This window comes from Streptomyces sp. AJS327 (genome assembly GCF_013450295.1).
Taxonomy (GTDB): domain Bacteria; phylum Actinomycetota; class Actinomycetes; order Streptomycetales; family Streptomycetaceae; genus Streptomyces.
The window spans coordinates 1,191,617-1,213,110 of sequence record NZ_SKBR01000002.1 but is presented as its reverse complement, the minus strand read 5'-3'; the positions used below and the strand labels follow the sequence as shown (position 1 = coordinate 1,213,110).

Annotated in this window: 16 protein-coding genes and 1 pseudogene; 4 read left to right on the top strand and 13 right to left on the bottom strand. The window is 74.3% G+C overall.

The window, feature by feature from the left end; translation table 11 throughout:
- Nucleotides 1-70 precede the first annotated feature (70 nt).
- The 3 genes from E0L36_RS14850 to E0L36_RS14840 all read right to left on the bottom strand — a co-directional run bounded on the left by E0L36_RS14850 (nt 71) and on the right by E0L36_RS14840 (nt 2,993).
- Nucleotides 71-889 (bottom strand): ATP-binding cassette domain-containing protein, encoded by an 819-nt coding sequence (locus E0L36_RS14850; RefSeq protein WP_180930019.1) that lies wholly within the window; start codon nt 887-889, stop codon nt 71-73.
- A 20-nt stretch (nt 890-909) separates the two neighbouring features.
- Nucleotides 910-1,914, bottom strand: a complete 1,005-nt coding sequence (locus E0L36_RS14845) for an ABC transporter permease (RefSeq protein ID WP_180930018.1) — start codon at nt 1,912-1,914, stop codon at nt 910-912.
- A gap of 95 nt (nt 1,915-2,009) precedes the next feature.
- Entirely contained in the window at nt 2,010-2,993 is a 984-nt protein-coding gene (locus E0L36_RS14840; protein WP_180930017.1) for a sugar ABC transporter substrate-binding protein, read from the bottom strand.
- 385 nt (nt 2,994-3,378) lie between these two features.
- On the opposite strand from E0L36_RS14840, the gene E0L36_RS14835 reads away from it, so the two are divergent.
- Nucleotides 3,379-4,377, top strand: a complete 999-nt coding sequence (locus tag E0L36_RS14835; RefSeq protein ID WP_180929492.1) for a Gfo/Idh/MocA family oxidoreductase — start codon at nt 3,379-3,381, stop codon at nt 4,375-4,377.
- A 74-nt stretch (nt 4,378-4,451) separates the two neighbouring features.
- Here E0L36_RS14835 and E0L36_RS14830 read toward each other — a convergent pair whose 3' ends face one another.
- From E0L36_RS14830 to allB, 6 genes are all read right to left on the bottom strand, one after another.
- A complete protein-coding gene (locus E0L36_RS14830; RefSeq protein ID WP_180929491.1) occupies nt 4,452-4,952 on the bottom strand; it encodes a GNAT family N-acetyltransferase in 501 nt (166 codons plus the stop codon).
- A 122-nt stretch (nt 4,953-5,074) separates the two neighbouring features.
- Nucleotides 5,075-5,722, bottom strand: coding sequence for a bifunctional 4-hydroxy-2-oxoglutarate aldolase/2-dehydro-3-deoxy-phosphogluconate aldolase (locus tag E0L36_RS14825; RefSeq protein ID WP_180929490.1), 648 nt, complete (start codon nt 5,720-5,722; stop codon nt 5,075-5,077).
- Between the two features lie 147 nt (nt 5,723-5,869).
- Nucleotides 5,870-6,844 (bottom strand): sugar kinase, encoded by a 975-nt coding sequence (locus tag E0L36_RS14820; RefSeq protein WP_180929489.1) that lies wholly within the window; start codon nt 6,842-6,844, stop codon nt 5,870-5,872.
- Between the two features lie 164 nt (nt 6,845-7,008).
- Entirely contained in the window at nt 7,009-7,437 is a 429-nt protein-coding gene (locus E0L36_RS14815; RefSeq protein WP_180929488.1) for a ribonuclease domain-containing protein, read from the bottom strand.
- A gap of 349 nt (nt 7,438-7,786) precedes the next feature.
- Nucleotides 7,787-8,962 (bottom strand): allantoicase, encoded by a 1,176-nt coding sequence (alc, locus tag E0L36_RS14810; protein ID WP_180929487.1) that lies wholly within the window; start codon nt 8,960-8,962, stop codon nt 7,787-7,789.
- On the bottom strand, nt 8,959-10,323 hold the full coding sequence (gene allB / locus E0L36_RS14805; RefSeq protein ID WP_308416765.1) for an allantoinase AllB: 1,365 nt from the start codon (nt 10,321-10,323) through the stop codon (nt 8,959-8,961). The genes alc and allB overlap by 4 nt, the downstream gene beginning before the upstream one ends.
- A 285-nt stretch (nt 10,324-10,608) precedes the next feature.
- On the opposite strand from allB, the gene E0L36_RS14800 reads away from it, so the two are divergent.
- Nucleotides 10,609-11,400 carry an IclR family transcriptional regulator gene (locus tag E0L36_RS14800; RefSeq protein WP_180929486.1) on the top strand — a complete coding sequence of 264 codons (792 nt, stop codon included), beginning with the start codon at nt 10,609-10,611 and terminating at the stop codon, nt 11,398-11,400.
- Between the two features lie 115 nt (nt 11,401-11,515).
- Here E0L36_RS14800 and E0L36_RS27005 read toward each other — a convergent pair whose 3' ends face one another.
- Both E0L36_RS27005 and E0L36_RS28510 read right to left on the bottom strand, forming a co-directional pair.
- Nucleotides 11,516-11,830 (bottom strand): DUF5955 family protein, encoded by a 315-nt coding sequence (locus tag E0L36_RS27005; RefSeq protein WP_258016169.1) that lies wholly within the window; start codon nt 11,828-11,830, stop codon nt 11,516-11,518.
- Between the two features lie 1,814 nt (nt 11,831-13,644).
- Nucleotides 13,645-14,988: pseudogene (locus E0L36_RS28510) on the bottom strand (serine/threonine-protein kinase); the annotation flags it as partial.
- 92 nt (nt 14,989-15,080) lie between these two features.
- Between E0L36_RS28510 and E0L36_RS14785 the strand changes: the two are divergent.
- A complete protein-coding gene (locus E0L36_RS14785) occupies nt 15,081-15,692 on the top strand; it encodes an NTP transferase domain-containing protein (RefSeq protein WP_180929485.1) in 612 nt (203 codons plus the stop codon).
- Between the two features lie 351 nt (nt 15,693-16,043).
- The gene (aceB, locus tag E0L36_RS14780) at nt 16,044-17,684 is read left to right on the top strand and encodes a malate synthase A (RefSeq protein WP_180929484.1); all 1,641 of its coding nucleotides are present in this window, start codon (nt 16,044-16,046) and stop codon (nt 17,682-17,684) included.
- 122 nt (nt 17,685-17,806) lie between these two features.
- Here aceB and E0L36_RS14775 read toward each other — a convergent pair whose 3' ends face one another.
- Complete coding sequence (locus E0L36_RS14775; protein WP_180929483.1) at nt 17,807-19,405, bottom strand: FG-GAP and VCBS repeat-containing protein; 1,599 nt, start codon at nt 19,403-19,405, stop codon at nt 17,807-17,809.
- A 312-nt stretch (nt 19,406-19,717) separates the two neighbouring features.
- On the bottom strand, nt 19,718-21,352 hold the full coding sequence (locus E0L36_RS14770; protein WP_180929482.1) for an FG-GAP and VCBS repeat-containing protein: 1,635 nt from the start codon (nt 21,350-21,352) through the stop codon (nt 19,718-19,720).
- Nucleotides 21,353-21,494: the final 142 nt, after the last annotated feature.

The following is a 21,494-nucleotide window of genomic DNA, read 5'->3' as shown; positions in this document are numbered from 1 at the left end:
CGGGGCTCCCGGCGCCCTCCCACCGCACGGGCGCGGGCCCCGGGAGGGCGGGGCCGGGCACGCCCGTGGCTCAGTCGCCGGAGCCGGTCAGCTCGTGGCTCAGCTGTTCCAGCTCGCTGCCGCCCGCCATCTCCCGGGTCAGCTCCTCCAGGGTGATGTCCGCCCTGGCGTGGCTGCCCGCCATCGCGCCGCGCTTGAGCAGCACGAAGTGGTCACCCACCAGGTAGGCGTGGTGCGGGTTGTGCGTGATCAGCACCACGCCCAGCCCGGCGTCCCGGGCGGCGGCCACGTACTTCAGCACCACACCGGACTGCTTGACACCGAGCGCCGCGGTCGGCTCGTCCAGCACCAGGACCCGGGCGCCGAAGTGGATGGCCCGGGCGATCGCCACACACTGCCGCTCGCCGCCGGAGAGCGTGCCGATCGGCTGGTCGACGTCCCGCAGGTCGATGCCCATGCCGAGCAGCGCGCGGTGCGTGGTCTCGCGCATCCGGGCCGCGTCCAGCCTCCGCAGGGGGCCGCGGCCCTTGGTGACCTCTGCCTCCGAGCCCAGGAAGAAGTTCCGCCACACCGGCATCAGCGGGACGACGGCCAGGTCCTGGTAGACGGTGGCGATGCCCTGGTCCAGCGCCTGCCGCGGGCTGCTGAACCCGGTCTCCTCCCCGTCGACGCGGAGGGTTCCGGCGTCGTGCCGGTGCAGCCCGGCGATGATCTTGATCAGGGTGGACTTGCCCGCGCCGTTGTCGCCCAGCACACAGCTGATCCGGCCGGGCAGCACCCGCAGCGACACCTCGTCCAGCGCCCGGACGTTGCCGTAGTACTTGCCGACGCCCGCCAGCTCGACCAGCGGTTCCGGGCTGTCGGCGGCCCGCTGGGACTCGGTGCTCATCGTCGCGTCGTCTCCCCCGCTCATCGGCTGGCCTCCGCCCGTTTGCGGATCCAGGCGTTCAGCAGCGTGGCCAGCAGCAGCATCGCGCCCAGGAAGAACTTGAACCAGTCCGGGTTCCACTGGGCGAAGACGATGCCCTTGTTGGCCATGCCGAAGATGAACGCCCCGACCGCGGCGCCGACCGCCGAGCCGTAGCCGCCGGTCAGCAGGCAGCCGCCGATGACGGCCGCCGCGATGTAGATCAGCTCGTTCCCGACGCCCTCGCCGGACTGGACGACGTCGTAGTTGAACAGCAGGTGCTGCCCGGAGATCCAGGCGGCCAGCGCGACTCCCATGTAGAGGCCGACCTTGGTCCGCGCCACCGGGACGCCGACCGCCCGCGCCGACTCGGCGCCGCCGCCCACCGCGAAGATCCAGTTGCCCACCCGGGTGCGCAGCAGGATCCAGGTGGCCAGCGCCACCAGGCCCAGCCACCACAGGACGGTGATCTGGAGGCCGACGTTGCCGAGGGTCAGCTCGGAGGCGAACACCGCGCGGGCGGAGGGGAAGCCCTCCATGTCCGCGATGGTCTTGGTGGAGACCGTGCCGCTGATCATCTTGGTGAGGCCGAGGTTCAGTCCGGTCAGCATCAGGAAGGTGCCCAGCGTGATGATGAAGCTGGGGAGACCGGTACGGACGAGCATGACCCCGTTGAAGAAGCCGATCGCCAGCGTGACCAGCAACGACACCCCGGCGCCCACCCAGACGTTGGCCGTCATCTGGTAGCTGAACATCGAGGAGACCAGCGCCGAGGTGGTCACCATCACGCCGGTCGACAGGTCGAACTCGCCGCCGATCATCAGCAGCGCCACCGGCACCGCCATGATCCCGATGGTGGACGAGGCGTACAGCACCGTCGAGACGCTGCCCGCGCGCAGGAAGCTGTCGGCCACCAGCGCGAAGAAGACGAAGAGCGCGACGGCCCCGATGACGGCGCCCAGCTCGGGGCGGCTCAGCAGCCGGCGCGGCAGCGAACGGCGCTCCAGCGCCGCCCGGTCCGCGTCCGCCTCCGGGGCCCCCCGTTCGGGGGCGCCGTCCTCCTCGGTGGCCGCCGCCGGGCCGCCGCCGCGTTCGCCGCCGGTCACCTGGTACCCCGCTTGGTGTACTTCTGGAGCGCCTCGGCGTCGTCCTTCGTCACGATCTCCGGTCCGGTGAGCACCGGCTGACCGCCACCGAGCATGTTGCCGTTGTAGCGGTGCAGCCACATCAGGTCGACGGCCTGGTACCCCTGGAGGTAGGGCTGCTGGTCGACGGCGAACCCGACGCTGCCGTCCGCGAGGCTCTGGGCGACCTTGTCGCTGAGGTCGAAGGTGCTGACCTCGGCGTCGCTGCCCGCCCCCTCGGCGGCCTGCACGGCGGTGGGCGCGAACGGCGCCCCCAGCGTGAGCACCGTGTCCACCTTCTTGTCCGACTGGAGCTTGGCCTCCAGCGTGGACTCGACGCCGGGCATGTTGGTGCCGTCCGCGTAGAGGTTGTCCACCGTGCCGTCGAAGGTCTTCTTGACGCCCCGGCAGCGCTCCTCGTGGCCGACGTTGCCCTGCTCGTGCAGCAGGCAGACCGCCTTCTTACGACCCCGCTTGTTCAGCTCCTCGCCGACCGCCTCGCCCGCGAGGACCTCGTCCTGGCCGATGTGGCTGAGCGCCCCGTAGGACTTCGACACGTCCTGCCCGGAGTTGATGGTGATGACGGGGATACCGGCCTTCACGGCCTTGCGCACCACGCCCTTCATCGCCTCGGGCTTGGCGAGCGTCACGATCAGCCCGTCGACCTTCTGGTCTATCGCGGTCTGCACGAGCTGGGCCTGCCGGCCGGCCTCCTTGTCGTGCGAGTACAGGAACTCGATGTTGTCCTTGGCCGCGGCCTGCTTGGCCCCGCGCTGCACGATGTCCCAGTAGCTGTCGCCGTCCCCGGAGTGGGTGACCATCGCCACCTTCCAGCGCGGGGTGTCGACGTTCGCCTTGCCGGACGCCGCCCGGTTCCGCTCCTCCTCGGCACGCTTGCCGCCGGTGCTGCTACAGCCCGCCAGGCTCGCGGCGATCACCGCTGCCATCGCGGCGGTGACCATCCGTGCCGCGCTGCGGGCCCCACGGGACCTCTTCGGCCTGAACACGCTGCTAGTGCCCTCTCGCTCGGGGGGTGGCCGGGAGCGGCTGCTCCGGATCCCGGACAGTATCCGTCACCACCGCACGGCGGTGACCAACGGGTACCGCCCGGATCGCCCGCCACCGCACCCCGCTGGCGGGGGACCGGCGGCACGGGGGACAGCCGGTGGTCCCCGGGCCACCGCGTCGGCGGGGCCTCCGGAACCGGCCACCAGGCTAGCGGTACCGGGCCGAAAGGTGACCCCGCGTGCACGGTCCTCCGCTCTCCCGCCCCCGCGCGCGCCAGCCCACCGCCCCGCCACCCGAACCGGCATTGACCTGGCGGAAGATCGGGGAGAGCGTGGTGCCATGCGCGTCGGAATCATCGGCATCGGCCGGATCGGTGCCCTGCACGCCCGCACCCTCGGGGCGCTGCCGGACGTAACGGAACTCCTCCTGGCGGACGCCGACGCGGCGCGGGCCGCGGCGGCCGCCACCGAGCTGGCCGCCACCCCGCTCGCCTCCCCCGCCGAACTCCTCGCCGCCGCGCCGGACGCGGTGGTCGTCGCCTCGGCCACCGACTCGCACGCGGAGCTGATCACCGCGGCGGCGGAGCGGGGGCTGCCCACCTTCTGTGAGAAGCCCATCGCCCTGGACCTGCCCGCCACCCGGAAGGCGCTGGACGCGGTGGAGGCGGCGGGCACCCTGTTGCACGTCGGTTTCATGCGCCGGTTCGACGCGGGGTACGCGGCCGCCCGCGAGGCGGTGCGGGAGGGCCGCCTCGGCAGGCTGCACACCGTGCGCGCCGTCACCTCCGACCCGGCGCCGCCCCCCGCCGCGTACCTGCCGCTCTCCGGCGGCCTCTACCGCGACTGCCTGGTGCACGACTTCGACGCGATCCGCTGGGTCACGGGCCGGGAGGTGGTGTCGGTCTGCGCCGTCGGCTCCGACGCCGGGCCGCCCGCCTTCCGGGAGGCCGGGGACGTGGACACGGCGGCCGTGCTGCTCACGCTGGAGGACGGCGTGCTGTGCACGGCGACCGCCACCCGGGTCAACGCCGCGGGGTACGACGTCCGGATGGAGCTGGCGGGCGAACGCGACCAGATCGCCGTGGGGTTGACCGCGCGCACCCCGCTCACCTCCGTCGAGCCGGACGGCCCGCCCGCGCCACCGGAGCCCTGGCCCGGCTTCCTGGAGCGCTTCGCCCCGGCCTACGCGGCGGAGCTGGCGGCGTTCCTGCGGGCGGCGCGGGGCGAGATCACCAACCCGTGCGACGGACGGGAGGCGCTGGCCGCGCTGCGGATCGCCGAGGCGAGCGAGCTGTCCCGGCTCGCGGGCAGGCCGGTGCGCGTCAGCGAACTCGCCTGAGCCGCCCGCGGTGCCCGGCACCCACCGCGCTCCGCCGCCCCGGACCCGGCGGAGGACCGGGGCGCGCCACGCCGCTAGCCGTCGAGGGGCTTGACGAAGAAGAGCCGGGCGTCGGCCACCCGGTGGGTGACCCCGTCGCCGTCCTCGTAGGACCAGCAGTCGAGGTAGGGCGTCGAGAGGCGGTAGCCGAGGCGCTTGTACAGCGCCTCAGCGCGCGGGTTGTTCTTCTCCACGCCCAGGCCCAGCAGGCGGTGGCCGCGCTGGACCGCCAGTTCCTCGGCGGTGCCGATGAGCGCGCTGCCGATGCCCCGGGAGCGCAGCGCCCCGGGCCAGACGCCGAGTCCGCTGATCTCCGGGCAGCCCGGGTGGGCCGCCCGGACCTCGGGCGACTCACATCCCGTCCACCGCACCTCGCAGCTCCCGGCGGGCCGCCCGTCGACCCAGGCGACGAGGAAGGTGCCGTCGCCCGCGCGGTGTCTGGCGTAGCGCGCCGCGTGCGAGGAGTCCGGCGCCGCGAAGGGCAGGTGCCGGTCGAGCACGGCGACGTCCTCGGCCCGGCACTCGCTGATCCTCATGCCCGTAGCCTAAGGAGTCGGTGCTTCCGGGGCGCGCCCTGCCCGGAGTCCGTGCTTCCAGCACACCGAAAATCCCCAGCTCCGGCACCTCGTGGGCCCAGGTCGGGGAGGTCGGGGGTGGGTCAGCGCCGCCGGGCCGGCGGGGTGGGTACCGCCTCCTGGAGCCGCTGGAGCAGTTCGCTGACGCGTTTGGTCACCGTCTCGCGGTCGCCCTCGGCGAGCGCCGCCCCCATCCCGCAGGCCACCGCGCCCGCGGCGATCCAGTCGGGGGCCTCCGCCGCCGACACTCCACCGGTGGGCAGCACCGCCGCCTGCGGCAGGGCGGCCCGCACCCGCCGCAGCCACTCCGGGCCGAAGGTGGCGGCGGGGAACAACGTCACGGCGTCCGCGCCCAGTTCCATCGCGCGGACCAGTTCGGTCGGGGTGGCCACGCCGGGGAAGACGGGCACGCCACAGCGGTGCCCCGTCCTGATCACCTCGGGGTCGAGAGCGGGCGACACCAGGAAGCGGGCCCCGGCGTCCACCGCCATCCGGGCGGCGCTCGCGTCGAGCACGGTGCCCGCGCCGATGACACAGTCGTCCCCCGTCTCCCGGCGCAGCATCGACACGGCGTCCAGGGCGTACGGGGTGGTCAGCGAGATCTCCAGGCTGGTGATACCCGCTCCCAGCAGGGTGTCGCTCACCGAGGTCGCCCGCTCGTAGCTGTCACCGCGGACGATGGCGAGGACGCGCTGTTCCAGCGCGGCCCGGGTGATCTCCCAGCGATACACGGAAGTTCGCCGCCTCTCTCCGTCGCCGTTTCGGTCGCGCCCGGGGGCTCGCGCACGGCCCCGCACACGTCCGCCTGCGGTCCCCGTTCCCCCGTTCGCGCCCGGCTCCGCCCGGCCGGGCCGCCCCGCTCCGAGCGCGGCCCCGGCTCACCGGTGGACGATCTCCCCCACGTCACTTCCCGCGAGGGCGGCCAGCGCCCGGTCCCGTCCGGCGGCGGTGGGCAGGCCGTCGGTGTCCGCGGGGGACTGCGCGACGAGCGCGGCCACACAGGCCGCCTCGGCCAGCGCGCTCCCCGGGTCGGTGCCGCGCAGCCAGGCGGAGAGCCAGCCCGCCACGAAGGCGTCGCCCGCGCCCACCGGGTCGGTGACCGGCACGCTGAACGGCGGCTGGATCCACTGGCCCTCGGCGGTGAGGGCCACCGCGGCGTGGTCCCGCCGCCGGACCACGACGGTGCTCGCCCGCCCCAGGCTGAGCAGCGCCTTGGCGGCCTCCTCCGCGCCGCCGCCGAGGAGCAGTTCGAGCTCCTCCTCGCCCGCCAGGACCAGGTCGGCCTCGCGCAGCAGCGGCCCGACGGTGCGCATCCAGTCGTGTTCGGACGCCAGCGCGCGCCGGATACTGGGGTCGAAACAGACGGCGGCCCCGGCCTGGCGGGCGCGCTCCACCAGGGCCCAGGTGGCCTCGGCGGCGGAGGCGGAGAGCATCGGCGTGATCCCGGAGACGTGCACGACGCGCGCTCCGGTCAGCGCCACGGTCTCGATCTGCTCGGCGGCGAGGTACGAGGCCGCCGAACCGGTGCGGTAGTACTGGACGTCGATGGCGCGCCGCGGGTGGCTGTCGCGCAGCAACAGCCCGGTGGGCGCGGTGGGATCCATCTCGGCACAGGAGACGTCCACCCCGTCGGCCCGGAGTTCGCGGAGGACGGCCTCTCCTGGCGGGTCGTCACCGACCCTGCCGATCCAGCGCACCCAGTGGCCGAGCCGGGCCAGTCCGGAGGCGACGTTGGACTCCGCGCCGGCCACGGAGCGGCGGAAGGTGGTGGCCCGGTCGAGCGGCACCCCGGGTTCAGCGAGCATCAACAGCATCGCCTCACCGCACGTAACCACCTCTGGGCCGTTTATCACGGGTATCTCCCTTATGTGCGCCTCCGGAGTATCACTCTCTGTGGGGAACGTTACCCGCTCAGGCTGACAAAGCCACCCCCGGGGTCCGCACAAACTGACGGTGGGCGCCTCCGGCCGTCATCTGGCCGGGGGCGCCCACCGGTTGGGGTGGTGCGAGGCGGTGCTCAGCAGGTGTAGTCGACGAGGTCGAACGACTCGTAGTGGTCGGCGGTGTAGTAGTCCTCCTGGTCCTGCTCACCGGTGACGATGCGGCGGGCGCCACGGTCGTCCGAACCGGGGGTCTCCACCGTGTACTCGTGGTAGTAGCCGGTCTGCTGGTCCGGGAGCAGTCCCTCCCGGTTCTCGAAGACGGTGCCGTCCTGCGGGTACGGGTAGGGGCCACCCTGCTCGATGAGGTCCAGGGTCTCGTGTGCCTCTGGCGGCAGGTCGTTGTAGCAGATGTCACCGACTGCGGCGGGCGCGGAGAGCGAGACCGCCGCCTGCTGCGGCGCGGGGTCGGCGCTGGCCGTGGCGAGCGCGGGCCCACCGGCCAACAGGACGGCCGTCAGGGCTCCGAGGGCGCCGACGCGCGCGATTCGTGGGGGGAATCTCATGTCTCCCATACTGACGCGCGTAGATGACATGTCAACGCCAACTACCGTGTTTTAGCGCGCTGTTCACCCTCGTGTCGGAGCCCGCGGACGGCCGCCACGCGCCCCGGGCGCGCACGACCGTCCCGCGGCGCACAACGGCCCCGCGCCGTACCACCGTTGACCGCACGGCGCGCGCCCCGGGACGACCTCGCCGGTACTCGCTACCCGTCCCACGGCCCCGACTCGCCCGCGCCCGGGCCCCGTTGACGCACCCGACCGGCCCGCTCCGCGACCGGCCCGCCCCGCGCGGGCCATGTCCGGTGGGCGGCCGCCCAGTTCACGCCCCGGCGCGGGCGGACACGGCGGGCGATCAGCCGCTGGCCGCCCGGTATCGCCGCTCCAGATCGGCCGCGCCCCGGGCGGTGAGGGAGCCGTACAGCCGCAGCCGCGCCACCCCGCCGTCCGGATAGATGTCCATCCGCACCTCGGTGACGCCCGGTTCGCTCTCCGCCCCCGCCTCCGGCGGGACGGCGGGCAACCGGGCCCCGCCGAGCGGGAGTCGGTGGACTGTGTCCGGCTGGAGCCGGGTACGCGGCAGCAGTTCGGTCCACTCGCCGGTGCCGTCGCGGCCCGACAGCGCCACCCAGCCCGCCGCGTTGCCCTTGAGGTAGCCGGTGTCGATCTCCACGGCGCGGGGCACCGAGTGCCCGGCCAGGGCGTAGTGGATCCAGTCGTTGCCGTCGTCCCGGCGCCGTCGCGTCTCCCAGCCGTCGTCCATCTTGCCCGGGCGGCCCGGGGAGATGGTGTTGCCGGGCGGCGAGTAGAAGCGGTCCGAGGCGTCGAGCACGGCGCCACCGTTCTCCAACGCCGCGAGGTCGAAGCTGCCCAGCAGGGCGAGCCAGGAGGGGTCGGGGACGACCTCGCCGTGCACCCGGAGGCGCGCGACGCCGCCGTCCGGGTACTGGCGCAGCCGCAGGTGGGTCACCCGGCCCGGGTGGGCGACGCGGAAGCCGTTGGCGGCGTGCCCGCCCACCGGGGTCCGGGGCACCAGCGGGGTCCAGCGCACCCCCTCGTCCAGCAGCTCCTCCGCCGAGGGCGCGCCGGGGACGGAGGCCCCCTCGACCGACACCTCCCGGGGGTGGTTGCCCCGGAAGTGCGCGGTGTCGACGATCACGCCGCGTACCACGCCGGGCGCGCCGAGCCGGACGAGCGCCCAGTCGCTCTCGTCGGCCGTGGGGTGCGGGGTGTCGGCCGAGGCGCCCCGGCGGCGCCGGGTCTCCCAGCCGTCCATGACCTTGCCCTTGTGCCCGAAGCGCCCCGGGTCGAACTCGGCGCGCGCCGGGACGAGGAGGTTCTCGCGCTGCGCGAAGAACTCGTCCCCGGCCGCCAGGACGCCCGCGCCCAGCCGCCGGTCGGCGAGGTCGGGCAGGGCGGCGAAGGGGAAGCCGGACGGGCCGGGGGTGCGGTAGTCGGCGTAGGGGTCGCCGCCGCCGTAGGGCTGGGCGGCGCCGGTGTAGCGGGGTGGTTCCTGGCTGTCGCCGGTCATGGGCGCGTCCTCTCCATCAGTCGTCCGGCCCGGTGGAGGACGTCTCCGTCCTCGGTGATCCGCCGCCCCCGGGACCAGCTGGAGCGCACCACCCCGCGCAGTGTCCGCCCGGCGTAGGCGGTCACCGGGTTGCGGTGGTGCAGCAGCGCGGGGTCGACGGTGAACTCCTCCTCGGGCGCGAGCACCACGAAGTCGGCGTCCCGGCCCACCGCGACACCACCCTTGGCCTCCAGCCCGGCCAGGCGTGCCGGGGCGGCGGACATCCAGCGCGCCACGTCCGCCAGGGTGTGCCCGCGCGCCCACGCGGCCGTCCACACCACCGGAAGTCCCAGCTGGAGCGAGGAGATTCCGCCCCACGCCGTGGCGAAGTCGGGGGACTTGAGGTCGGCGGTGCACGGCGAGTGGTCGGAGACCACACAGTCGACGGTGCCGTCGGCCAGTCCGCTCCACAGCGCGTCCTGGTTGCCCGCCTCCCTGATCGGGGGGCAGCACTTGAACTCCGTGGCGCCGTCCGGGACTTCCTCGGCGGTCAGGGTGAGGAAGTGCGGGCAGGTCTCGACACTGACCGGGACTCCGGCCCGCCGGGCGTCGGCGAGCATCGGCAGCGCCCGCGCGCTGGACAGGTGCAGTACGTGCACCCGGGTGCCCAACTCCCCCGCCAGCGCGATCAGCTGGGCGATGGCCCGGGTCTCGGCGCCGTCCGGCCGGGAGGCCAGGAAGCCCGCGTAGCCGCCGCGTTCGGGCGGGGCGGCGAGCCGCGTGGGGTCCTCCGCGTGCACGATCAGCAGACCGTCGAACTCCGCGATCTCGGCCATGGCGGCGCGGAGCTGGTCCGGCGCCAGCTCGGGGAACTCCTCGACGCCGGAGGGTGAGAGGAAGCACTTGAAGCCGAACACCCCTGCCTCGTGCAGCGGGCGCAGCTCTCCGAGGTTGCCGGGGACGGCCCCGCCCCAGAAACCCACGTCGACGTGGGCGGCGGGGCCCGCGACGGCCCGTTTGACCTCCAGCGCGGCCACGTCCGTGGTCGGCGGCACGGAGTTGAGCGGCATGTCGAGCAGGGTGGTGACGCCGCCCGCCGCCGCGGCGCGGGTGGCGGACCAGAAGCCCTCCCACTCCGCGCGCCCGGGGTCGTTGACATGGACGTGGGTGTCGACGAGGCCGGGCAGCAGCGCGTCGTCACCGAGGTCCTCCAGCCGGGCGCCGTCAGGCGGTTCGGCCCCGTGGGGCAGCACCGCCGCGATCACGCCGTCCCGGACGACGACCGAGGCGGCCCGTACCCCCTCGGGCGTGACGACCCGGGTGGAGCGCAGCACGAGGGGGCGGTCGGTCGCGGCCGAGAGCCCGGACACGGTTGCGGACACGGATTCCTCCTCCTGACCCCTCCGGTGGCTGTCCCACCGAAAGACGTTCCACGAAGCGGAATTCAACTTTCTGTTGACGCATACTCTCCGTGCGTCCCTGCCCCGTCAACCCCACGCGCCCGCCCCAACCGCCGTCGTCACACGCCCGGTTACTCCTCCCGCACGACCCCCGTGCCCCGCGTCGCGCACCGTCCCCGCTCCCCCGCCCCCGGGCCGCCCGCTGGGCGGCGCCCCGCCGAACGGTGCCGGTACCATGCGCGCACACCCGCAGGAAAGGACCGCGACGTGGCGTCGTCCGCAGACCCCAACTCCCCCTCCTCCGCGCCCACCGGCGGCGTCCAGTCCCTGGAGCGCGCCTTCGACCTGCTGGAGCGGATGGCCGACGCGGGTGGCGAGGTCGGGCTCAGCGAACTGGCGGCCAGCAGCGGACTGCCGCTCCCCACCATCCACCGGCTGATGCGCACGCTGGTGGCCTGCGGATACGTCCGTCAGCAGCCGAACCGGCGGTACGCGCTGGGTCCCCGGCTGATCCGGCTGGGCGAGAGCGCGTCCCGGCTGCTCGGCACCTGGGCGCGGCCCTACCTGGCCCGGCTGGTCGAGGAGACCGGCGAGACGGCCAACCTGGCGCTGCTCGACGGGGACGAGGTGGTGTACGTCGCGCAGGCGCCGTCCCGCCACTCGATGCGGATGTTCACCGAGGTCGGCCGCCGCGTGCTGCCGCACTCCACCGGTGTCGGGAAGGCGCTGCTCGCCCACACCCCTCCCGAGGAGGTGCGGGCGCTTCTGGCCCGCACCGGCATGCCCGCCGCCACCGAGAAGACGATCACCACCCCGGAGCGCTTCCTCGCCGCGCTGGAACAGGTCCGGGAGAGCGGCTATGCCACGGACGACAACGAGCAGGAGATCGGGGTGCGTTGCCTCGCGGTCTCCGTTCCAGAGGCCCCGACCGAGGCGGCCGTCTCCATCTCCGGCCCGGCGGGACGGGTCACCGACGCCGCCACCGACAAGTTCGTCCCGCTGCTGCACGAGGTCGCGGCCGACCTGTCCGCCGCGTTCGCCCGCACCAGCACCGCCTGACTCCCCGCCCGGCCCGGAGTGCCCCGGGTCACCCCCGGGGCACTCCGGAACGGCGAGACCACGCCAGCCGCTTGGCCGCTGGCTGACAGTGCGCGCTACCGGCACCCCGCCGGTTTCAGCCGCCCGGCGCGCTGAACCGGTCGACCGCCGCGCGCAGGGCGTGCAACCCGGCGGTCAGCGCGCTCACCGAGCCCACCGTCGCGGCGATCAACAGAAGCGAACGCTGGAGCTTCGGAACCGAGGGTTCCCGCTCCCGCGCCGCCGCGTCGAGTTTTCCCAGGGCCTCTTCGGCCACCCCACGATCGCGCAGGTCAGCGGGGTATTCCTCTAACTCGCGCTGGAGTTGGGCCACCGCTTCCCGCAGTTCCACCGCGCGGCGGTCACCCTCCGACCGTTCGACGGCCGGCTGTTGGACAGTTCTGCTTCGCAACTCGCCTCCCCCATCAGGGGCACAGCACGGCACTGCGCCCTCGACGACGCCCCCTCCCGAACGGTGGTCAGGCGCCCGAGAGATCTGGCCAGTAAACGCCACTCTCCGCGCCATGCGCCACACGGAGGGCGAGATTCGGCGACGCTTTCTGGCCGCCAGCCCATGTGGATCACTGGGGCGCGACGGGCATATCGCGGTGAACTCCCGTCAATCGGGCGACTATGCGCCGGTTGCGGTGTGGCCGCGGGGTCCCCGCACGCCCCTTCGACCCCCTGGAGACGGGCCCGGAACGGCCTCGTGCCGGGCCCGCGCGCGGGGCGGTCTCGCGTACACGAGGGCGCGCGCCCCCGGAACGCGCGCCGCACACGGACGCCGCGGACACGCGGACCCGGACGTCGCGGACCCGGACGTCGCGGACTCACCGGCGGCGCGACCCCACGGCCCAACAGCCCCACGGACCGCGACGGACCGCGCTCACGGGCGTCGTGGAAGGAGGCGGGGGAGAGAAGAGAGCGGAGGGGTGGGAGCGGGACGGGGCGGGAGAGGGGACCGGACGCACGGTCCGGTGAACCGCCGGACCGGCCAGCCCGCCGAGCGCGTCACCCCGCCAACAGCCGCCGTATGACGGGCGGTTGGGGCGACACGTCCGACAGCACGATCCGGAGACGGAGACCGGCCGCCGGGGGAGCAGCGCTCGGGAACCGGCCGCCGCGAGGCCGACGGCCCCCGGCAGCACACCGTCCGGGCGGGCACGGGGGCAGCCGGACACCGGCGCCCGGAGCGGCCGGACCCAACTCCCCCCGGGCGTCCGGACGTCACGGCCGCCGGGCTGGCCCGGCGCACCGGACCACCGACCCGACTCCCGCCGGACGTCAGGAGGTCGGGGTGGACTCCGCGTCGAGCGCGTTACGCCACACGGTCAGGTCGAGCTTGATGTAGTCGCTCGGATCGGACTTGGGGGCCATCCCGTTGAAGGTGACCAGCCCGATGTGGCCGGAGGCGGTGCGGACGCAGATCTCCGCTCCCTTGGACATCCGGCTGAACGCGATGGAGGAGGTGAAGCGGGTCTCGTTGCGGCAGGTCTCCAGGGAGCCCTTCTGCGCGTTGTTGAGCAGCACCAGCTTGTTCCCGTCCTCCGTCTTCAGGCTGGACGGCGAGAGGTTGGTGCTGTACTCCACGTCCTCGTCGGTGTCCGCGTCGGTCGCCCGCACGGGTTCGTCGGCGAAGAAGAGGTGGTACCCGGAGGGCAGGTTGATGTCCGTGTACGTCTTCGGCTTCGGGTTGGGGATCGGCTCACCACCGGGGGACTCGTCGCCGGGCGGTTCCTCGCTGGACGAGTCGCTGGGCTGCTCGGGCGTTCCGGTGTCCTCCGGCGCGGGGTCCTGGGAGGCGCCGTTCTTGCCCTTGCTCTTGTCGTCGTCCGCCTCGTTCCCGGAGTCGCCCCCGTTCTTGCTGAGCATCACGGCGGTGACGCCGCCGCCAGCGAAGGCGAGCAGCACCGCGAGGCTGATCGCGATCACCTTCGCCTTCCTGGCCCGCCGGGACCGGCCGGGGTCGGGCTCCTGCCGGACGGTGTACGGGTCCTCGGCGCTGACCAGCGGCATGGTGCCGGTGTTCGACGGTCCGGCACCCCGCCCCGGGCCGCCGCCGTACCCCGGGCCGCCGGGAGCGGGCCCGCTCCCGGCGGCGGGCGGCCCGAAGCCGGGCGGCGCGACCTTCGGTTCGGAGGGCTCCGTCGGGGCCCACGCGGCACCCGCGCCGCCCGCCGCCTCGGAGAGCCGTGCCCCCGGGCCGGATTCGGCGGCGTGCGCGGCGGGCTGGGCGGACCGCGCCGACTGAGCGTCCGCCCCTCCGGAGGAGGGCGCGGACGCGGGCGCACCGGAGCCCGTCGGGGTGGCGGAGCCGGACAGCGCGGCGGGCGGCTGCGCGGCCGGGGTGGCCGCGGACGGGTCCGGGTTCGCCGGAGCGGCGGGCCGCGCGGCCCGCGGCTCCGGGGCGGCCGGAGGCTGCTGGGCCGGGAGTTGGGCGGCCGGGGGCTGCGCGACCGGAGGCTGGGCGGCCGGGGGCTGCGGAGCGGCTGGCGGCTGCGCGGGCGGCTGGTTCGCGGGCGGGGCCGAGGGCGGCGGGGCCGGGGCGGCCGGGGGTGGGGTGGCGGCTACCGGCGCCGCCGCGGGCGGCGGCGGGGTGGCCGGGGCCGGGGTGCTCGGCGCGGGCGGACCGGTCGGGGGCGGCGGGGCCTGCGCGGGGGCCGGGGCCGCGGTGCGGCCGGTGATGTCGGCGGCGACCGCGCTGGGCAGCCAGTCCTCGGGGCGGCGCAGCTGCGTCTCGGCGGAGGCCTCCCGGCAGAGGCCGATCACCTCGGAGACGCTGGGCCGCGACTCGACGTCCTTGGTCAGGCAGCGGGTGACCAGCTCCCGCAGCCCTTCCGGCAGGTGGTCCAGCCGGGGCTTCTCGTGGACGATGCGGTACAGCACGCCGTGCGAGGTGCCCTCCCCGAAGGCGGGCGATCCCATCGCGGCGAAGGCCGCCACCTGGCCGAGCGCGAAGACGTCGGTGGCGAAGGTGACCGAGGAACCGGACGCCTGCTCCGGGGACATGAAGGCCGGGGTGCCGATGGTGACCCCGCTGCCGGTGAGCGAGGTGGCGTCGGCGGCCCGGGCGATACCGAAGTCGATGACGCGGGGCCCGTCGGCCGCCAGCAGCACGTTCGAGGGCTTGAGGTCGCGGTGCACGATACCCGCGCCGTGGATGACCTGGAGGGCCTCCGCTATCCCGGCGACCAGCAACAGCACCGTCGGCACCGGCAGCTTGCCGTGCTCCGCGACGGCCGCCGTCAGCGGCGGGCCCGGCACGTACGCGGTGGCCAGCCAGGGGTTCGGCCCCTCGGTGTCACTGTCGATCACGGGAGCGGTGTAGAGACCCTGCACCCGCTGCGCCGCCTGGACCTCCTGCCGGAAACGACGGCGGAACTCGGCGTCCTCACTGAAGTCCGGACGGATCACCTTGATCGCCACCGGACGGCCACCGGGGGTGTACGAGAGGTACACCTTTCCCATGCCGCCCGCACCGAGCTTGGAAGTCAGCCGGTAGCCCGCCACAGACCGGGGGTCGTCCCCTTCGAGCGGCTGGAAGACTCCCGTGTTCCCGGCGTTGCCCATTACCCCGACTCCCCCACCACACGCGCCTTGGTTTACCGGGCCGAACACTATCGGAACGCGGCCGGTGGGGTGTTGTGCGGTATGTAAGACCCATGGCACAGAACGATCACAGTCGATCAACAGTGGCCGGACTGCTGCTCGCCGCCGGGGCGGGCCGCCGGCTGGGCGGCCGTCCGAAGGCGCTGCTGGAGCGGAACGGGCGGACCCTGCTGGACCACGCTGTGCGGGCCCTCCGCGAGGGCGGCTGCCGCCCGGTGCACGCGGTGCTGGGCGCGCGCGCCACCGAGGTCACCGAACGTGCCTCGGAGGACGGCTGGTTGCCGGTGGTGAACCCCGACTGGGCCTCCGGCATGGGCGGTTCCCTGGGCGCCGGACTACGGTCACTGGAACGGACGGGCGTGGAGGCTGCGTTGGTCACGCTGGTCGACCAGCCGGGGGTGGGCGCCGAGGCCATCGCCCGGGTCCGGGCGGCCTTCCGTCACCCCGGGACGCTGGCCGCCGCGACCTACGACGGGCGGCGCGGCCACCCGGTGCTGCTGGGCGCCGCGCACTGGGCACCGGTGGTGGAGAGCGCCACCGGCGACCGGGGGGCCCGCGCCTACCTGGCCGGGCGGGCCGCCCGGATCACGCTCGTGGAGTGTGGGGACGTGGCGGACGCGGGTGATGTCGACACCCCCGAGGACCTGTGGCGGCTCGACCGCTGAGGGCCGGGACCCGTCGCTCCCCGGAGCCGGAACGGGACCACCCACTGACCCCTGAACTACCGGGCGTACGAGCGGAGTTGGGTGACGGTGGACATCGCTTCGGGTTCTGCGGCAACCCCGGCGGCCGAGGCCCCACGGGGTCCGTCGAACCATTGAAGTTCCACTATGAGAAAACTACTCTCCACCCAACAGAAGCGCCTCGCAGGACGGTGGACGGTCCGGCTCACCCGCGTCCGCCCGGCACCGCCCGCCGGGACGGACCCCGGGTGGTGCCGGGCGCCCCCAGCACCCCAGCCGACGAGCGGCTGGCGCCCCGGTGTCGCCGGTGCCAGCGCTGAAGGAGTGACCCCCATGTCCGTACCGGGTACGTCCGCACCGGATCCCGCACCGCGTGTCGTCACCGCCGTCCCGGCCGACCGTCACGTGCCGCGCCAGGACGAGGTGCTGACCGAGGAGGCGTGTGCCTTCCTCGGCGCCCTGCACCGCCGATTCACGCCGCGCCGGGACGAGTTGCTGGCCCGGCGGGCCGAGCGGCGCGCCGAACTCGCGCGCACCTCCACGCTCGGTTTCCTCCCCGAGACGGCCCACGTCCGGGAGGCCGAGTGGCGGGTGGCGGAGGCCCCGTCCGCGCTCAGCGACCGCCGGGTGGAGATCACCGGCCCCACCGACCGCCGGATGACGGTCAACGCGCTCAACTCCGGCGCCCGGGTGTGGCTCGCGGACTTCGAGGACGCCTCCGCACCGACCTGGGCGAACGTCGTCGGCGGCCAGCTCAGCCTGATCGACGCCTTCCGCCGCGAGATCGACTTCACCGACCCGGCCTCCGGCAAGTCCTACGCCCTGCGCCCCGACGCGGAGTTGGCGACGGTGGTGGTGCGCCCGCGCGGCTGGCACCTGGACGAACGGCACCTGCTGCTGGACGGGGTCCCGGTGCCCGGCGCGCTCGTCGACTTCGGGCTGTACTTCTTCCACAACGCGCGGCGGCTGCTGGAACGCGGCGCGGGACCGTACTTCTACCTCCCCAAGACCGAGTCCCACCGGGAGGCGCGGCTCTGGAACGAGGTGTTCGTCTTCGCGCAGGAGTACCTCGGTGTCCCCCGGGGCAGCGTGCGCGCCACCGTGCTGATCGAAACCATCACCGCCGCCTACGAGATGGAGGAGATCCTCTACGAACTCCGCGAGCACGCCTCGGGGTTGAACGCGGGCCGCTGGGACTACCTCTTCTCACTCATCAAGAACTTCCGGGACAGCGGCCCCGCCTTCGTCCTGCCCGACCGGAACGCGGTGACGATGACCGCGCCGTTCATGCGGGCCTACACCGAACTCCTCGTCCGCACCTGCCATCGGCGCGGTGCCCACGCGATCGGTGGCATGGCCGCCTTCATCCCGGACCGCCGGAACCCGGAGGCCAACGCGCGCGCCCTGCGGAAGGTGCGCGAGGACAAGGACCGGGAGGCGCGGGACGGGTTCGACGGCTCCTGGGTCGCCCACCCCGACCTGGTGCCCGTCGCCCGGGAGTCGTTCGACGCGGTGCTGGGGGATCGCCCGCACCAGAAGGACCGGACGCGCGCGGACGTGCGGGTGACCGCGGCGGACCTGCTCGACCTCGGCTCGCTGGAGGCCCGCCCGACCCGCCGCGGCCTGGTGGACGCCGTCCGGGTCGGTACCCGGTACATCGAGGCGTGGCTGCGCGGACTGGGCGCGGTCGCCATCTTCGGGCTCATGGAGGACGCGGCGACGGCGGAGATCTCGCGGTCGCAGATCTGGCAGTGGGTGCGGGCCGGAGTGGTGCTCGACACCGGTGAGCGCGTCACCCCGGAGTTGGTCCGCGGCATCGCGGAGGAGGATCTGGCCGCGCTGCGCGCCGAGTTGGGCGAGGAGACCTTCGCGGCCGGGCGCTGGGGACAGGCCCACGAGCTGCTGCTGCGGGTCGCGCTGGACGAGGAGTACACCGAGTTCCTGACCCTCCCGGCCTACGAACTCCTCGACTGAGCCGCACGGTTCGGCCCGTCACCGGAGAGTGGGACGGACCGTCGGGCGCGCGGACGCCGCCGCGCCGCGCGCCCGACGGGGCCTGGTGGGCCCGACCGGCTCTGTTGCGGAGGCCGGGAATCCTAGCGGGGGAAGCCGGTGGCGAAATCCTCGCGGTCCGGCGGGTTTCCGAAGTCGGACAGCTGGTAGGTGGCGGCCGCCTCGCCGCTCACCCCGTCCTCCGACCCCGGCAGCAGCCGCGCCGCGGCGCGCGGGGCCTCGTCGTTCGGCGCCCCGGCCACCAGGTCGGCGTGGCCGTCCCTCGCCACGTCCACCAGTCGCACGGCGGAGCCGAACCCGCCCCGGAGCCGCGGCGGTCCCGGCTCCGCGCCGGTGGACCGGTTCACCCGCTGGGCGCCCTTGCCGGTGAGGCCGTCCGGCCCGCCGCGCAGCAGCGTGACCGAGCCCCTGTCACCGTCCATCTCACCCCCGGAGTCGGCCACCGCCACGTCGGCGTGGCCGTCCCCGTCGACGTCGCCCGCGTCCAGCGCGCGGCCGAAGTCGCTGTGCTCCTCGTCCTCGCCGGGCACGCCCTCGGTGTCCCGGTCGATCTCGGTGTGCCGGGACTCCTCCGGCTCGGGACCCTCCTTCGACCCGTAGAAGACCTCCACCGGACCGGAGGCGGCGCTGTCCGGGGCCGAGCCGTCCGGATGCCGCCGCATCACCAGGTCCGCGTAGCCGTCGTTGTCGACGTCCCCCAGCACCCCGTTGTCGATGCCGGGCACCGGGTCCCGCCGGGGCTCCCGGAACCCCTTCTCGCCACCCGCCAGATAGCTGGTGGTCTTGCCGCCCGCGAGGTCGGGGGTCTCCCAGGCGTGCACCGTGAGCAGGTCGTCGGAGCCGTCGCCGTTCATGTCGCCCACCGCGGTCTTGTCGAGGTCGGCGCCCTCGGGGACCTTCGGGGCGGGCACCTCGCCCCGGGCGGCGGGTTCGCCGTCCCGGGTGAACGGTCCCCGCAGCAGCCCGTCCCGGCCGCCGACCCGGGTCACCAGATCGGCGTGCCCGTCGCCGTCGAAGTCCCCCACGGCCAGGGCGTGTTGCCCGGGCTGGTCGGGGGCGTACCCCTTCGGCGTCCCGCGGACCGGGGTCGCGTCCCCCTCTCCGGTCCGCAGTCCGTCCTTCGAGCCCCACACCACGTACACGCCGCTGCGCAGACCGCGCGCGTTCTCGGGCTTCGGGGAGACGCTCAGCTCCACGATCAGGTCCGTGTGGCCGTCGCCGTCCAGATCGCGGGTGTGCGTCTCGCGGCCGAACCCGACGCCGTCCCCGTTGCGCGCCGGGAGGCCGGTGACCTTCTGCTGGACCAGCTGCCGCCGCCCCTCCCCCGGCCCCGAACCGTCACCCGTCCCGTCCTTCCCACCCGGGCCGTCCCCGCCGTAGACGACGGCCAGGTAGTCGCCGAACTCCGAGGCGATGACGAGGTCCGATCTGCCGTCCCCGTCGAAGTCGGCCTCGGGCGCGGTCCCCACCTCGGTGGCCAACTTCCCCTTCTTCGCCCGCCGCTCCTCCTCCCCACCGTCCTTCGCCACCACCCAGGCCAGCGGCACGATCACGGCGACCGCCACCGCCGCCGCCACGGGCACGGCCACCCGCGCCACCCGACGCCCCGACACACCCCGCCAACCGGACTCCCCGATCCGCTCGGACTCCGCACCGTTCCCTGCACTGTTCTCTGCGGTCAACTCCACACTCCACGAACACGACTGCGCGGACTGACGACGGACGAACCGCCCCCACCACACGCCGCCCACCCCCACACAACCCATCCAGGCCCCGGAAGCACACGACGCTCCCCCCTCAGACCCCCACACCCCACACCCGGTTCCACCCGACACCCCCCACCCCACGACCCCCCACACCCCCCGCAGACAACCACCCACCCACCCCCACCACGTGACGAAACCGTGGAGCCCCCACCGCCCGACCCACCACCACGGCCACCCCCGTCGGCACGACCCCCGGCTCAGTCGAGGACGGCGGCGGTGGGGGCGGAGTTAGCGGGGGAACCCGGCGGCGTGGTCCGTCCGGTCGGCGGGGGCGCCGAAGTCGGACACCGGGTAGGTGGTGTCGTCCGAACCGCTGATCCCGTCCGGCGATCCGCGCAGCAGCCGCGCGAAGGTGCCCGAGTCCCCGCGGTCCGGCCCCGAGGCCAGGTCGGCGTGGTCGTCCTTCGCCACGTCCACCAGTCGCACGGCGGAGCCGAACCCGCCCTGGGAGTCGTCGGATTCGGGCTCCGGGCCGGTGGACCGGCCCACGCGCTGGGCGCCCTTGCCGGTGAGGCCGTCCGGCCCGCCGCGCAGCAGCGTGACCGAGCCCCTGTCACCGTCCATCTCACCCCCGGAGTTGCCCACCGCCACGTCGGCGTGGCCGTCCCCGTCGACGTCGCCCGCGTCCAGCGAAACCCCGAAGGTGCCGTACTTCCGCTCCTCGCCGGGCACGCCCTCGGTGTCCCGGTCGATCTCGGTGTGCCGGGACTCCTCCGGCTCGGGACCCTCCTTCGACCCGTAGAAGACCTCCACCGGGCCGAAGGCGGCTTCGTCCGGGGCGGCGTTCTTCGGATGCCGCCGCATCACCAGGTCCGCGTAGCCGTCGTTGTCCACGTCGCCCAGCACGCCGTGGGAAACCCCGGGGACGAGGCCGCGCCGGGGTTCCCGGAACCCCCTCTCGCCACCCGCCAGATAGCTGGTGGCCTTGCCTCCCGAGAGGTCGGGGTTCTCCCAGGAGTGCACGGTCAGCAGGTCGTCGGCGCCGTCCCCGTTCATGTCACCGACGAGGGTCTCCTCCAGGTGGGGGCCACCGCGTTTGCTCGGGCCGGGTACGTCGCCCCGGGCGGCGGGTTCGCCGTCCCGGGTGAACGGTCCCCGCAGCAGCCCGTCCCGACCGCCGACCCGGGTCACCAGATCGGCGTGCCCGTCCCCGTCGAAGTCCCCCACGGCCAAGGCGTGCCGCCGCTGGGAGCCGGAGCCGGGAGAGTACCCCCTGGGCGTCCCGCGGACCGCGGTCGCGTCCCCGTCGGTCCGCAGTCCCTTCTTCGAGCCCCACACCACGAACACACCGCTCCGGAGACCGTCCGCCGTCCCGGGTTTCGCGGTGACCGTCATGTTGACGGCCAGGTCCGTGTAGCCGTCGCCGTCCAGATCGCGGGTGTGTGCCTCGTCCCCGAGCCGGACGCCCTCCCGCGCGGCGGCGCTGAGGACGTCCCGGTCCCGGATCAGCTGCCGCCGCGCGTCGCCGGACCCCGAACCGTCGCCCGGCCCCTTCTGGGAGCCCTGGGCTCCCTTCCCCTCCTCGGCGCCCTTCTTCTCCTTGGCGTCGCCGGAGTCGGAGCCGTAGACGACCGTCAGGTAGTCACCGGAACTCGCGACCATCGCCAGGTCCGATCTGCCGTCCCCGTCGAAGTCGGCCTCGGGCGCGGTCCCCACCTCGGTGGCCAACTTCCCCTTCTTCGCCCGCCGCTCCTCCTCCCCACCGTCCTTCGCCACCACCCAGGCCAGCGGCACGATCACGGCCACCGCCACCGCCAGGGGCACGGCCACCCGCGCCACCCGACGCCCCGACACACCCCGCCAACCGGACTCCCCGATCCGCTCGGACTCCGCACTGCTCCCTGCGCTGTTCTCTGCGGTCAACTCCACACTCCACGAACACGACTGCGCGGACTGACGACGGACGAACCGCCCCCACCACACGCCGCCCACCCCCACACAACCCATCCAGGCCCCGGAAGCACACGACGCTCCCCCCTCAGACCCCCACACCCCACACCCGGTT